Annotated in this window: 12 protein-coding genes and 1 pseudogene; 4 read left to right on the top strand and 9 right to left on the bottom strand. The window is 72.9% G+C overall.

Translation table 11 applies throughout. The features are described 5' to 3' along the window. Positions 1–7 precede the first annotated feature (7 nt). From M8J73_RS26160 to M8J73_RS26150, 4 genes are all read right to left on the bottom strand, one after another. Entirely contained in the window at positions 8–901 is an 894-nt protein-coding gene (locus M8J73_RS26160) for a universal stress protein (RefSeq protein ID WP_055541752.1), read from the bottom strand. A gap of 40 nt (positions 902–941) precedes the next feature. Further along, the gene (locus M8J73_RS26155; protein ID WP_055541751.1) at positions 942–1847 is read right to left on the bottom strand and encodes a universal stress protein; all 906 of its coding nucleotides are present in this window, start codon (positions 1845–1847) and stop codon (positions 942–944) included. 161 nt (positions 1848–2008) lie between these two features. Then, positions 2009–2131, bottom strand: a complete 123-nt coding sequence (locus tag M8J73_RS44915; protein ID WP_274757678.1) for a hypothetical protein — start codon at positions 2129–2131, stop codon at positions 2009–2011. 92 nt (positions 2132–2223) lie between these two features. Next, positions 2224–2778: a TMEM175 family protein gene (locus M8J73_RS26150; protein ID WP_055541750.1), complete on the bottom strand. Its 555-nt coding sequence runs from the start codon at positions 2776–2778 to the stop codon at positions 2224–2226. A gap of 126 nt (positions 2779–2904) precedes the next feature. On the opposite strand from M8J73_RS26150, the pseudogene M8J73_RS44910 reads away from it, so the two are divergent. Together M8J73_RS44910 and M8J73_RS26140 are read left to right on the top strand one after the other, a co-directional pair. After that, positions 2905–3303: pseudogene (locus M8J73_RS44910) on the top strand (SulP family inorganic anion transporter); the annotation flags it as partial. A gap of 24 nt (positions 3304–3327) precedes the next feature. Next, a complete protein-coding gene (locus tag M8J73_RS26140) occupies positions 3328–5043 on the top strand; it encodes a SulP family inorganic anion transporter (protein ID WP_249829127.1) in 1716 nt (571 codons plus the stop codon). A gap of 85 nt (positions 5044–5128) precedes the next feature. Here the strand turns inward: M8J73_RS26140 and M8J73_RS26135 are convergent, their stop codons facing one another. The 4 genes from M8J73_RS26135 to M8J73_RS26120 all read right to left on the bottom strand — a co-directional run bounded on the left by M8J73_RS26135 (position 5129) and on the right by M8J73_RS26120 (position 9673). Continuing rightward, entirely contained in the window at positions 5129–7513 is a 2385-nt protein-coding gene (locus M8J73_RS26135; RefSeq protein WP_249829126.1) for a glycoside hydrolase family 65 protein, read from the bottom strand. A gap of 72 nt (positions 7514–7585) precedes the next feature. Then, positions 7586–8227, bottom strand: coding sequence for a vitamin K epoxide reductase family protein (locus tag M8J73_RS26130; RefSeq protein ID WP_079055035.1), 642 nt, complete (start codon positions 8225–8227; stop codon positions 7586–7588). After that, positions 8224–8799, bottom strand: a complete 576-nt coding sequence (locus M8J73_RS26125; protein WP_063799260.1) for a hypothetical protein — start codon at positions 8797–8799, stop codon at positions 8224–8226. The genes M8J73_RS26130 and M8J73_RS26125 overlap by 4 nt, the downstream gene beginning before the upstream one ends. A gap of 412 nt (positions 8800–9211) precedes the next feature. Beyond that, the gene (locus M8J73_RS26120; protein ID WP_055542666.1) at positions 9212–9673 is read right to left on the bottom strand and encodes an SRPBCC family protein; all 462 of its coding nucleotides are present in this window, start codon (positions 9671–9673) and stop codon (positions 9212–9214) included. 264 nt (positions 9674–9937) lie between these two features. On the opposite strand from M8J73_RS26120, the gene M8J73_RS26115 reads away from it, so the two are divergent. Both M8J73_RS26115 and M8J73_RS26110 read left to right on the top strand, forming a co-directional pair. Beyond that, the gene (locus tag M8J73_RS26115) at positions 9938–10267 is read left to right on the top strand and encodes a WhiB family transcriptional regulator (RefSeq protein ID WP_308408363.1); all 330 of its coding nucleotides are present in this window, start codon (positions 9938–9940) and stop codon (positions 10265–10267) included. A 214-nt stretch (positions 10268–10481) separates the two neighbouring features. Next, the gene (locus M8J73_RS26110) at positions 10482–11645 is read left to right on the top strand and encodes a PP2C family protein-serine/threonine phosphatase (RefSeq protein WP_055542668.1); all 1164 of its coding nucleotides are present in this window, start codon (positions 10482–10484) and stop codon (positions 11643–11645) included. A gap of 41 nt (positions 11646–11686) precedes the next feature. Here the strand turns inward: M8J73_RS26110 and M8J73_RS26105 are convergent, their stop codons facing one another. Beyond that, positions 11687–12718 (bottom strand): Rieske (2Fe-2S) protein, encoded by a 1032-nt coding sequence (locus M8J73_RS26105; RefSeq protein WP_249829125.1) that lies wholly within the window; start codon positions 12716–12718, stop codon positions 11687–11689. Positions 12719–13553 lie beyond the last annotated feature (835 nt).

The raw sequence follows: 13553 nt of genomic DNA, 5'->3' as shown, positions 1-13553 counted from the left end.
CGCGGTGTCAGTCGTCGTGCGCCCGGTGGGGGACGACGGCGACCGGGCAGGCGGCGTGGTGGAGCGCGGTGTGGGCGACACGGCCGAGCTGGAGCCCCACGCGGTGCTCGGGGCGGCGCCGGGCCCCGACGACCAGCAGGTCGGCGTGGGTGGAGGCGTCGAGCAGCACCTTGCGGGCGGGGCCCTCGGCGGTGCGCCGGCGCACCCGCACGGTCGGGTACTGGGCGGCCACCTCGTCGAGCGCGGCCTCCAGTGTCTCGGCGGCTTGCTGTTCGTGCAGGCGGGCGGGTTCGCCCGCGAGCAGGGGGTGGTCGGTGGTCTCGTGCGCGGGGCACCGCCAGGCGCGTACGGCCTCCAGTACGGCGCCCCGGCGCTCCGCCTCCTCGAAGGCGAAGCGAACGGCCTCGGCTCCGTGTGCCTGTTCCCCGACGCCCAGCAGGATCCGCCCGTGCGTCGCGGGTCGGGGCTGCCCGTCGGGGTGGCCCCGCAGCACGATCACGGGACAGGTGGCGTACGCGGCGACGCCCAGGCTGACGGAACCGAGTAGGAACTCGGCGATGCCGCCGCGCCCCCGCGCGCCGAGGACCAGTGCGGCGGCGTCCCGCCCCTCCCGGACGAGGGCGTACTCCGGCTCCTCCGGGGCGATCAGGCTGGTCACCTTCACGTCCGGGTGGCGGTCGCTCACCCGCCGGGCGGCGGCGTCGACGATGTCCTCGGCGAGTGTCTCCTCGGACGGCTTGCCGAGGTCCTCGGCGAGCGCGGCGCCTTCGTAGCGCTGCCACAGCGAGGCGTGCACCAGCCGCAGCGGCACCCCGCGCAGGGCGGCCTCGTCGGCCGCCCAGTCGACGGCCCGCAGGCTCGGTGCGGAGCCGTCGACACCGACGACCAGGGGACGTTCCATCGGTGGTCCTCCTCGGAGTGGGGGGAGCGCGGATTCCCCGTCAGGGGTGGGCGATCACGGCGACAGGGGCGGCGGAGTGGTGCAGGACGGCATGGGTGACCGGGCCGATGTGGGTGCCGATGGGGCTGCGGCGGATACGGCGCCCGACGACCACGAGGGACGCCTCGCGGGAGGCGTCGACGATGTGCTGGGCGGGGTTGCCCCAGCGGCACACCTCGGTGACGTCGACGTCGGGGAACTTCTCCTGCCACGGCCTGAGGACCTCGGTCAGGGCGGTGACCTGGTTGGTGCGCAGCTCGGGGCCGAGTTCCGGGTCGGCGGGGATGGCGTAGGCGTAGTACGGCGGCGGGTTCCAGCCGTTGACGACCCGCAGGGCGGTTCCGCGGCGGGAGGCCGCGTCGAAGGCGAACTCGATCACGCTGTCGTGCGGGTGCTCGGTGTCGAGGCCGAGGACGACGGGCCGGAAGGGGGTGGCCGCCGACGGGATGCCGACCGGGTCGGCCTGGTGCTCGTCGGATGCCTGTTCCCCGGCGCGGACGAGGACGACCGGCTGCTCGGCGTGCGCGACGACCAGCTGGCCGACGGAGCCCACCAGGAAGCCGCCGATGCCGCTGAGCCCCCGGGAGCCGAGGACGAGCAGCGCGGCGTCCTTCGCCGCGCGGGTCAGGACCTCGCCGGGCCGGCCGCTCATGTGTTCCACGGTGACGTCCACGCCGGGATGCCGCAGCCGCAGCCCTTCGGCCGCCTCGCGCGGAATGCGCTCGCTCCAGTGCTGGAGCGTCTCGGCGGCGAGCAGCGGGGCCTGGGCGATGGGGTCGGGTACCGGTTCCCAGACGTGCAGGAGGGTCAGCGGCAGGTCCCGCAGCTTGGCCTCGCGGGCCGCCCACTCGGCGGCGGCCCGGCTCTCGGCCGAACCGTCGAGCCCTGCGACAACGGTGTTCACCATGATTTCTGCCTCCTGAACGGGGGGTGTGCTCCCAGCGTCGTGCCGCGAGGGCCGGTGGTGGAGGGGCCGCAAGTCCCCGGCAGGGGCCGAACGTCCCTGACGTGACGGGTTCGGTACGGAGCCTCGTGTTGTGGCTCGACGGTGGACCAGCCTGCCCAAGCTCACCGGGTCGACACGACGGGGTCCTCGTTCCTCGCGCAGCTGTGGTCGTTCTTCGGGAACCTGTCGGAGACGCACACGGTCACCGTCGTGTTCTCCGCCGTCGCGCAGGCCTTCCTCTTCACGTCCGCCCGGTACATCCGGGTTGTTCCCGCCCTCTGCTGGTACTGGTCCGGCGGGACCAGGATCGTCGAACGCGCCGGGATCAGGGCTCTCGTTACGGCCGTTCGCCACGGCGAGCGGCGATTCGGTCGGCCAGCATGGACAGAGGAACGCTGGCCGCCCAGCTGTAGATGGCGGCGATGGGTGAGATGCGCGCGATGGGCACCGAGGCCAGAAACACGATCGCCTGGGCAGGGAGCGGGACGCTGCGCCAATTCACGCCCGCCGAACGGCTGACGTGCAGATCGATCCCGTACAGCACCAGTGCGGCCGCGCCGATGACAGCCCCGTACAGACCGGGCCCGAGGAAACGGTCGCCGTACGTTTCCAGGACGTGGGTGGGGAACGGGATCAGGGACACCAGCGCCAGGAACGCCACATGGAGCCAGAACGCGTAGAGGCCGATCCCGTCCGCGTTCCGCACCGCCGCATGGTGGGCCCTCCAGAACAGCGCGATCACCACCGCGCTCAGCAGAAAGGCACCCACCTGGGACTGAACCTCGTCGAGCGCCTGGCGCAGCTCGGCCCCGTCGAGCCCATCGGGTAGCTCGACGTCCAGCACGAGCAGCGTCATGGCGATGGCCGTCACACCGTCGGTGAGGGCGAGCATCCTGTCTCTCGGCATGAGATCCGCTTGAGGTCGGGCTCGTCGCCGCTCCGGGCTTGCGTTCATAGCACCCTGTGGTAGCAGCCCCGCCCCTGCGCGGGCGGTCAACGACGCGCGGGTACGGCAGGGGACGCCGACCAGGAGTTTCTCGCCCTGGGTGCCGCCAACCTCGGGGCGGGTGTGCTGAGCGGCTTCCCGGTGAGCAGCAGCGCCCGCCGTACCGCGCTCGCGTCCACCGCGCGTGCCCGCAGTCAGGCATACTCCCTGGTCGCCGGGGCGGCGGTCCTGGCGGTGCTGCTCTTCCTCAGCCCGCTGCTGCCCCGCGCGCCGAGGGCCCTCCTGGGCGTCCTCGTCGTGTACGCGGCCGTCCGCATGACGGGGGGGGTGTGCACCCAGCGTCGTGCCGCGGGGGCCGGTGGTGGAGGGGCCGCAAGTCCCCGGCGGGGGCCGAACGTCCCTGACACGACGGGTTCGGTGCGGAGTCCGGCCGTGCGGCTCGCGCCCGGGCCTCTCCGCGGTGGATGCTGATCTCCATTCGGTGGAGGGAGGCCCATGGTCCAGGGCTCGGGCAGACGGAACATTCCGGGGTGGCGCCGCCTGGCCCCCGGGCTCGGCACGCTCCTCGGCTACCGGCGCGCGTGGCTGAAGGGCGACGTCCTGGCCGGGGTGACGGTCGCCGCGTACCTGGTGCCGCAGGTGATGGCGTACGCGGGGGTGGCGGGGCTGCCGCCGGTCGTCGGGCTGTGGGCGATCCTGCCGGCCCTGGCCGCGTACGCCCTGCTCGGCTCGTCCCGGCTGCTGTCGGTCGGCCCGGAGTCGACGACGGCGCTGATGACGGCGACGGTGGTGGCTCCCCTCGCCGCCGGGGACCCGGACCGGTACGCGACCCTGGCCGCGACGCTCGCGATCACGGTGGGCCTGTTGTGCGTGGTGGCGCGTCTGGCGCGGCTCGGCTTCGTCGCGGACCTGCTGTCCCGGCCGGTGCTGATCGGCTATCTGGCGGGCGTGGCGCTGATCATGACGGTGGACCAGTTGCCCAAGCTCACAGGGGTCGACACCACGGGGTCCTCGTTCTTCGCGCAGCTGTGGTCGTTCCTCGGAAACCTGTCGGAGGCGCACACGGCCACCGTCTTGTTCTCCGCCGTCGCGCTGACTGTCCTGTTCACCGCCGCCCGGTACGTCCGGGCCGTGCCCGGCCCTCTGCTGGTGCTGGTCCTGGGTACGGCGGCCGTCGCCGCCTTCGGGCTGGACGACCGGTACAGCATCGAGGTGATCGGTGACGTGCCGGTCGGCCTGCCCGGGTTCTCCTCGCTCGACCTGAGCGAGCTGCCGCGGCTGGTGCTCCCCGCGCTGGGCGTGCTCCTCGTCGGCTACACCGACTTCATCCTCACCGCGCGGGCCTTCGCCGACCGCGACGGCGAAGCGGTGCTCGACGCCGACCAGGAGTTCCTCGCGCTGGGCGCCGCCAACCTCGGGGCGGGTGCGCTGAGCGGCTTCCCGGTGAGCAGCAGCGCCAGCCGTACCGCGCTCGCGTCCACCGCGGGTGCCCGCAGCCAGGCGTACTCGCTGGTCGCCGGGGCGGCAGTACTGGCGGTGCTGCTCTTCCTCAGCCCGCTGGTGTCCCGCACGCCGAGGGCCGTTCTGGGCGTCCTCGTCGTGTACGCGGCCGTCCGCATGATCGACCTGGCGGGTTTCCGCAGGCTCGCGTCGTTCCGCAGGCGGGAGCTGCTGCTGGCCCTCGGCTGCCTCGCCGGGGTCCTCGCCCTCGACATCCTGTACGGGGTGCTCGTCGCCGTCGGCCTGTCGATCGCGGAACTGCTGACCCGGGTGGCGCGTCCGCACGACGCCGTCGAGGGGTTGGTGCCCGGGGTGGCCGGCATGCACGACATCGACGACTACCCGAACGCCCGGACCATCCCCGGCCTGCTGGTGTACCGCTACGACTCCCCGCTGTTCTTCGCCAACGCGGAGGACTTCCGCCGCCGCGCCCTGGCCGCGGTGGACGAGCAGGAGGACCCAGTGCGCTGGTTCGTCCTCAACACCGAGGCGAACGTCGAGGTCGACATCACCGCCCTGGACGCCGTGGACGAGTTGCGCCGTGAGCTGACCCGGCGGGGCGTCGTCTTCGCGCTCGCCCGCGTCAAGCAGGACCTGATGGACGACCTGAGGGCGTACGGCCTCGCGGAGTCCGTCGGCGCCGACCGGATCTTCCCCACCCTGCCGACGGCCGTGGCCGCGTACCGGGAGTGGGGCGGGGACGGAGGCTGAGACCCGGGGGACGGAGGTTGGGACGGGGACGGGGTCGGAGAACGCCGGGTGCCGCCGCTCCCGTCCCGGGCCGCTGGGGGCGCTGTCAGGTGGGCCGGTCGGGGAGGTCGAGGTGTCTGCTCTCCCCCGGCTGGAGGCGCACCTCACGGCCGGGCAGGCGGATGTCGATCGGGGAGCGGTCCGAGGCGGGCACCGTGATCTCCACGCGGCCACGCTCCAGGCGGAGCCGTACGCCCCAGTGGCCGCGGTAGCGCAGGGCGAACCCGTACGAGGACAGTTCCGGCAGCGGCACCGGGTCGAGCCACAGGGCGCCCTCCCGGGTCTCCAGGCCGGTCAGGCCGCGTTGGACGAGGTCGAGGGTGCCGGCCATGGCGCCGAGGTGGATGCCCTCGCCGGTGGTGCCGCCCTGCAGATCGGCGATGTCGCCGCGCAGGGCCTCCTGGCAGAACGCCCATGCCTCGGCCCGTCGGGCCCGCGCCAGGACCCAGCCGTGCACCAGTCCGCTGAGGGTGGAGCCGTGGCTGGTGCGGGCGAGGTAGTGGTCGACGGTCCGCCGCCAGATGTCGTCGTCCAGCCGGTGGCCGAGCCGGGCGAACAGACGGAACAGTTCGGCGGGTGAGAAGAGGTATCCGAGCATCAGCACGTCGGCCTGCTTGGACGCCCGGTAGCGGTTGACGGTGTCGCCCTCGGCCTCCAGGATCCGGTCGAGTCGCCGGATGTCGCCGTACCGTCTGCGGTACTCCGGCCAGTCCAGTTCGGCGAGGTTCCCGTAGCCCTCGAACTGGCTGATGACGCCGTTGTGGAAGGGCACGTGCAGGGTGCGCGACACGTCCTCCCAGCGTTCGAGTTCCCCGCCGTCCAGGCCGGTCCGCTCGGCCAGTTCGCGGCGGCGGGGCTCGGGCAGGGCGCGCAGCACGTCGAGTGTGCGGGTGAGGACCCAGGCCGCGCTGACGTTGGTGTACGCGTTGTCGTCGAGGCCGGGTTCCGTCGCGCCGGGATAGGCGTCGTGGTACTCGTCGGGGCCGACGACACCGCGGAGGCGGTGCCGGCCGAGGCTCTTGTCGTATGTGGCGGAGTCCGCCCAGAAGCGGGAGATCTGCAGCAGCATCTCGGCGCCCTTGGTGTGCAGGAACTCGGCGTCGCCGCTGGCCTCGCAGTACTGCCAGACGTTGTACGCGATCGCCGACCCGACGTGGCGCTGGAGCCGGGAGTGGTCGGGCAGCCAGCGCCCCGAGCGCGGGTTGAGGTGCAGTTCCTGGGTCTCCTCCCGTCCGTCGCTGCCGCTCTGCCACGGGTACAGGGCACCGCGCCGTCCGACGGCGCGCGCGGCGGCGCAGGCCTGGTCCAGGCGCCGGTGGCGGTAGCGGAGCAGGGCGCGGGACACCTCGGGGAAGTGCAGGTTCAGGTACGGCAGCACGAACAGCTCGTCCCAGAAGACATGTCCCCGGTAGGCCTCCCCGTGCAGCCCGCGGGCGGGTACGCCGACGTCGAGGTCGGCGGTGTGCGGGGACAGGGTCTGCAGGACGTGGAAGAGGTGCAGCCGCAGGACGGGGCCCGCCTCGCCGGGCACCTCCAGGTCGGCGCGGCGCCACAGCTGGGCCCAGGCGGTGGTGTGTGCCGCGAGCAGTCCGTCGAAGCCGGGGGCGCGGCCCACCCGGTCGATCGCGGCGCGCAGCGGGTCGCTGATCGCCGGATCGCGGGAGGTGTGCAGGGCCACGGTCTTGTCGACGGTGCGGCTGGTGCCGGGCGCGAGACGCAGCCGGACGGCCTGGACGGCGTACGGGGGTGTGTGCCGGTCGTGGACCGGGGCCCCGGCGGTCAGGCGGGCCGCCATGCCCACGCGGATGTCGGAGGTGCGGGTGCGGCAGCGCAGCCACACCGTGTCCGTGCCGGCGGAACCGGTGTGCACATGGGTGAGGTGGCGGCCGTCCAGGTCGCGGTAGCGGGGCACGCCCGCGTTGGTGACCCCGCCGTCGAGCAGGGCCTCGACCTCCAACTCCGTGGCGTCCGACACCCCGTCGACGGTGAACTCGGTGCGCAGCGCGGCGAGATGGGGGTCGGCCATGTGCACGAGGCGTTGCTGTCGCACCGCCAGGGTGCGCCGTGCGTCGAGCGCGTACGTGGTCCGGCGCTCCAGGGTGCCCGTGGACAGGTGGAGGACCTGGCGGTGGTCGAGCACGGTGCCCGTGTCCGGGGTGAGCCACTGCTGTCCGGGCAGGCGGAAGCGCAGCGGCAGCCAGTTCGGGAGGTTGACCATGTCCTCGTTGTCGACCCGGCGCCCCGCGACGTCGGAGGTGAGCCGGTTGTAGCAGCCGGCGACATAGGTGCCCGGGTAGTGCACGCCGTCGGCGGCGCATTCGGGCAGGGCCCCCCGGGTGGCGAAGCAGCCGTTGCCGAGGGTGCACAGCGACTCCCTCAGCCGCTCGTCGGCGGCCTCGTAGCCCTCGTACTCCCATGTCCAGCCGGTCACTCCGCCAGTATCGAAGAGACCGGGGCTCGCGTCCCGTCGGGACGGCGCGGGGGTGCCGGGCGGCCCGGCCGGTCAGGAGAGCAGTGCCTGCCAGTGGGTCCAGAACCGGGTCGCGATGAGCATCCCGATCAGGGCGTACCAGGTGACGGGGACCGCCCAGTGGAACTCCCAGGCCGCGGCGACGAGTTGGCGCGGTGCGCGGATGATGCCGTGGCGGAGGTTGTGGACGGTCGTGTACCAGAACATGGCGATCGTGGCGGCCCACACGAGCATGCACCACAGGCAGAGCGCGCCGATGTCGTACAGCGCCTGCGTCATCAGCCACATGCTGAAGACCACCCCGCCGAGGGTGCCGGCGTTGAGGCCGAGCCAGTACCAGCGCCGGTAGCGGGCCCCCGCCAGCAGCCCGAACCCGATGCCGATGACGACGCCGAACGCGATCAGGCCGATCACCGGGTTGGGGAAGCCGAACACGGCCGCCTGCTCACTGCGCATCACGCTCGTGCAGGACACCACGGGGCTGAGGCTGCACGGGGGCACGTACGAGGCGTTCTCCAGCAGCCGGAACTTGTCGACGGTGATGACGAAGGAACCGAGGAGTCCGAGCGCCCCCGTGATCACGAGGAGCCAGGCGAAGGCGGGCCGGGCCCCCGTCGGCGAGCCGTCGCCCCGCTGCGGGGCGTCCTGGCCGGGCGCGATACTCGTCGTGCTCACCTGGCACCGCCCTTCACCGCGCGGGCAGCGGCGTGGGGCATGGCCGCCGGGCGGGTGTCCGCCTCTGCGGCCGACGTGTCGTGAGCGTCCGCCGGCCGCGTCCTGCGGGCGGCGCCGGCCGGCCAGATGACCTCGACGGGGATGCCGCGGGACCGGGCGAACGCCACCAGGTGAGCGGTGGCATCCGTACCGTCGGACGGTGAGCCGTCCCAGACCGCGTACACCTTCCGGCCGGCCGCGACGACACGTTCGTCGGCGCTCACGCGGGCGTCGCGGTCGGCGGGGTCGAAGCCCAGCAGTCGGACCTCCTCGGCCAGCGTCAGCAGCTCCGCGGCCCCCGACCGGTCGGCCTCGGGCAGGACGGCGGGCACGGCGCGCTGCGTCGGCAGCAGCACCACCAGCCTCCTGCCCGCCGCGCGCACCGCCCGCCCGAACGCCACGGGCACCCCGGCCCCGGCGCGCACGAGCCCGGCGGCTCCGTCGCTCAGCCGGTCCAGGTGGTCCCGTAGTTCGGCCTGCACCAACTCCAGCGCGGGCGCGGTCAGATCAGCGTGCCCCACCGCGACGATCACCGCTCGCCCTCCCCAGCCGTCCTCTTGCCGGACATGCGTGTCCTTCCGCCTCAACAACCGATGGGATGCAGTGAAGCCCGCGCCGATCGCCCGCGGGTAGGGCCGAACGGACCTACGGGCAGGGCGATTCCGCCCTGGTCGCGCGGTGTGCGGGGAGGGTGGGGAAGCGGGCGGGAGGGGCGGACGCGGCGCGGAGAAGCGGCAGGGAGCGGTGGGGCCGGGGGCTTGGTTCCGCCGGGGGCGGCAGGGAGCGGTGGGGCCCGGCGGTGCCGTCCCGCCGGGGCCGGCCGGTAGCGGGAGGGCGGCGGCGGCTTCGTCCCGACCGGGGTGGCCGGGCCCGTACATACGTCGGCGCCGGCCACCGTGCAGGCGGTCGGCGCCGACGAGGACGCGTCTCAGGGGCGGAGCGGGGTCACTCGCCGGGCCTGATGCGGCCACGCCAGGCTCCGGACTCGCCGCCGCGCTTCTCCATGTACTCCTTGAAGCGCCGCATGTCGCCCTTCACACGCCGGTCGATCATGCCCAGCATGTCGCCCGCCTTCTCGACGGTGCCGCTGGGCTCGATGTCCATGACGAGTTCCACCCGGGTGTGCGTGTCGTCCACGCGCTCGAAGTGGACCGTGCCCTTCTGCCTGGTGTCACCCGTGATCGTGCGCCAGGTGATCCGCTCGTCCGGAAGCTGATCGACGATCTCGGTGTCGAACTCGCGCTTCACCCCACCGATCTTGGTCGTCCAGTGGTTGTGGCGGTCGTCGACCTGCCGGACCTCCTCGACCCCTTCCATGAACTGCGGGAACTCCTCGAACTGGGTCCACTGGTTGTAAGCGGTGTGGACGGGAACCTCGACTTCCACCGCTTCCTTGACCGTGCTCATCTGAGACCTCCTCGATGCGTTTCTCACCCCGACCGGACCGTCACGGGGCCCGGCCAGGGCCTCTGCACGGCGACCGGGTACCCGTGGATCACTCGCCTACGACCGATCCCGCGATCTGATCTCGTCCGGGACGGTTGCGAACGCCGGGTTTGGCGTGAAAATAAGGCCGCGCGATGTGTCTGCTTCGTGACGAGGTCGGGCTCCCCCGGTGGGACAGCGCACTCCGCTGGCAGGGGTCCAGCGGACGCCGGGGCATCGGCGGCGGTGCCCGCCGGTGGCGGGACCGATCCGCTGGTCGCCGACGCGGACGGGAAGGCGGCAGCCATGGACTGGTGGCGGGACGCGGCATGTGCCCACGAGGACCCCGAACTCTTCTTCCCCGTGGCCGTCACCGGGGCCGCCCTGCGGGATCAGCAGGCCAGGGCGAAGGCGATCTGCCGGCGCTGCCCGGTGATCCACCCCTGTCTGTCGTGGGCACTCCGGGCGAGGGGCGTGCAGGGAGTGTGGGGCGGTACGTGCGAGGAGGAGCGCCGCGGGCTGCTCCGGGGCAGGGCCCAGGGGGAATCGGCGCTCGGCGTCACGGGCCCGGTGTGAAACGGTGACCCGGATCGGCCGTGGCCCTCGTCGCCCGTGGGCCGCCTCCCGTCCGACCGCTGCCGTAGGCTGGCCGTAACAGCCATTCGGGCTTCTCGTCTTCGTCAGCCGTCAGCCGTTCCTGACCACCGTGAACGGACGAGGTCGACGGGCGGAACCGGGCAGTCCCCTTTCGACGGGGCTTGGTGTGACGGTGTACGAGGACCCGGCGCGCATGCTCGTGGCGCTCACCCGGGCCAGCCATCTGACGACGTTCGAGGGGATGTCCGCCCTCGTCGCGACGCACGCGAAGCGTGCCGGACTCGGCAGCACCAGTATTTTTCTGGCCGATCTGCAGCAGGACGTGCTGCGGGAGGTAACCGGCCGGGGCATCGACGCCGGCGACGGCGGCGAGGAACTCCGGGTCGACGCCACTCTGGCGGGCCGGGCCTTCCAGAAGGGCCTGGGCGGCGCGGTGACCGACGGACGCGGGCGGCACTGGATCCCCGTGGTGGACGGCACCGAACGCCTCGGAGTGCTGCGCGTCGACGTCACCGCCGCCGACCCGGACCAGGAGGCGATGCAGGACCTCGCCTCCCTGCTGGGGCTGATGCTGGTGTCCAAGCGCAGCTACAGCGACTCCTACGCGCGCCTCACCCGCACCCGGCGAATGAGCCCCTCCGCGGAGATGCAGTGGACCCTGATGCCGCCGCAGACGTTCTCCGACGGCAGGGTGACGATCGCGGCCGCGATGGAACCGGCGTACGAGACCGCCGGGGACGCCTTCGACTACGCCCTGGCCGCGGACACGGCCCATCTGGCCATCTTCGACGCTATGGGCCACGACACGGCAGCGGGGCTCACCGCGAACCTGGCCATCGCCACCTGCCGCAGCCACCGCCGCCGGGGAGCCGGACTGTCCGAAGCGGGCAGCGCCATCGAGGAGGCGCTAGTCGAACAGTTCCACCGCAGCCGTTACGCCACCGGCATCCTCGCCGACCTCGACGTCACGACCGGCTACCTGAGCTGGGTCAACTACGGGCACACCCTGCCCGTGCTCATCCGGGGCGGCCGCTGGGTCACCACTCTGGACTGTCCGCCCACCCATCCCCTCGGCACCGAGTTGGGCCTGTCCGCCACGGTCTGCCGGGAGCAGCTGGAACCGGGCGACCGGCTGCTGTTCCACACCGACGGCATCACCGAGGCGCGCGACACCAACGGGCAGGAGTTCGGCCGCGACCGCTTCGTCGACTTCGTCGTCCGCCACCACGCCGACGGCGTCCCGCTGCCCGAGACGCTGCGCCGGCTGGTCCACGCGGTCCTCGACTACCACGACGGTTTCCTGGCCGACGACGCCACGGTCCTGTGCTGCGAATGGCACGGCAGCACGCCGCAGTAACTCGATCCGTGGTCTGGGGGGGCGGTGTGCGGGAGAAGTCGTCAGTCGCCGGGCCGGTGCGGCCCGTGCCGGTGGCTCCGGCCCGTCGCCCCGGCTCCGCTGTGCCGGTCGGCCGCCTGTTCCTCCGCTGCCCGGCCGTCCGCCGTCTGCCCACCCTCCGCCCGGCCGTTCGCCGTCGGCTCCGCGCCGTCCTGCTGACGCAGGCGTATCTCGACGTGGCCGTCGGTGATCCGGGTGTCGAAAGCGGGCTGGGGCGCGGTGGCGGGGCCGCGTACGTTCCAGCCGTCCGACAGGCGGAAGACGCTGCCGTGCCAGGGGCACTGGACGCATCCGTCCGCGACGGTGCCCTCGGACAGCGGTCCCGCGAGGTGGCTGCACCGCTCGGCCAGCGCGTGGAGCGTCCCGCCGGTCTCGCGTACGACCAGGATCGGCACGTCGTCCACGGCGCGCCGTACGGCCTGACCGACCGGGAACTCGTCGACGGTGCCGATCCTGCGCCAGCCCCGCGACACGACGTGCGGGACCTCCTCGGCGTGGTTGGCGCCGGACGCCTGGCGGTAGGCGAGGTGGCCGCCGAGCATGCCGCCGGCGCCGACCGCCGTCAGCCCCAGGAAGCCGTAGGCACGGCCGGCGAGCCTACGGCCACGCGCGCGTGACACGAGCGAGGCGGCATAGAGGCCGACCGCCGCCACGTTGGCCGCGGCGTGCACGAGTCCGACGCGCTGCTGCCGGCGGTGGAGTTCCGCCCAGTCGACGGCGCCGGCCAGGGCGGCCGGAGCGGCGGCCGCGAGTCCGACGCCGACGAGGAGGCCCGCCTCACGGGAGCGGCTGGGGCGCAGATCCAGGACGGCGGCGGAGAGCCAGCTGCCGATCGGTACCTGGACCAGCAGCGGATGGACCGGGTGCCCCAGCCAGCGGCCGTGCAGCACGTCCCGGCCGCGCCCCAGCGGCAGGGACCGCACCCGCTCGCGGAGCACGCCGATCACCGCATCGCCCCGTGGGTCGCGCTCCAGCCGGTCCAGCAGCCACAGCACCCGGTTCTGCGCCGTCCGACGACGTGATGTTGCGCTCATGACCTGCGGGTCCCCGCCGCTACCGACGGCAAACAGCCGGGCCGGTGCCGGGCCTGGCTGTGCACCCAGACCCCGACATGCACCATTCATCCGATTGGATGCCTTTGCGAAATATGTAATAGTTATGCCTGAGACCTCTACCCGAGGGAGTAAGGCCGCATGATCCACGGAGCCCACCCCAACGCTCCTGTCTCAACCCGCCACGTGAACATCGCCCGCGCCCGTGACTGCGACAACTGTCGCGGCTGGGGAAGCGTCGTCAACCAAGGACATTTCGAACTCTGCCCTGCCTGCCAGAGCCCGGTACAGCCCCAGTGAGAACGGTCGGCGCGCCGAGGGCGCCGGACCGCGGCCTCATCACCGTCCACCCGCCCGGAGCGGCCGCCGCCCATCAGGCCGGCGACGACGACACCGCCCCCGCCCGGCGGCTCCGTCCTCATCATGGTCCCGGCGATCGCCGCCTACTGCCGCCCGACCACAGGCGACCTGGTCAACGCCGACATCGCCAACTGAGGCACCCTCACCTGCGCCCTCTGCTTCCTCAACTACGGCGACCTCAACGACGCCCGCTCCAGTCGAGTCCCGGTGGGTGCGGTGCTCGGTTCGGACGCCGCCGGGGTGGTGGTTCAGGCCGCCGCCGACGGAACCGGTCCGGCAGTGGGCGCCCGCGTGGTCTCCTTGACCTCGGGGGCGTTCGCCGAGCGCGTCGCGATCGATACGGGGGCGCTCGCCGAGGTGCCCAAGAGCTTGGACCAGGCGAAGGCGGTCGCTCTGCCGGTAGCCGGGGTCTTGGCACTCCGTTCGCTGCGCACCGGCGGGCTCGGGCCGGGCACAA

This window comes from Streptomyces neyagawaensis, assembly GCF_023516595.1.
Lineage (GTDB): Bacteria > Actinomycetota > Actinomycetes > Streptomycetales > Streptomycetaceae > Streptomyces > Streptomyces neyagawaensis.
The sequence above is the reverse complement of the archived record's forward strand: the minus strand, read 5'-3'. Positions and strand labels throughout refer to the sequence as shown.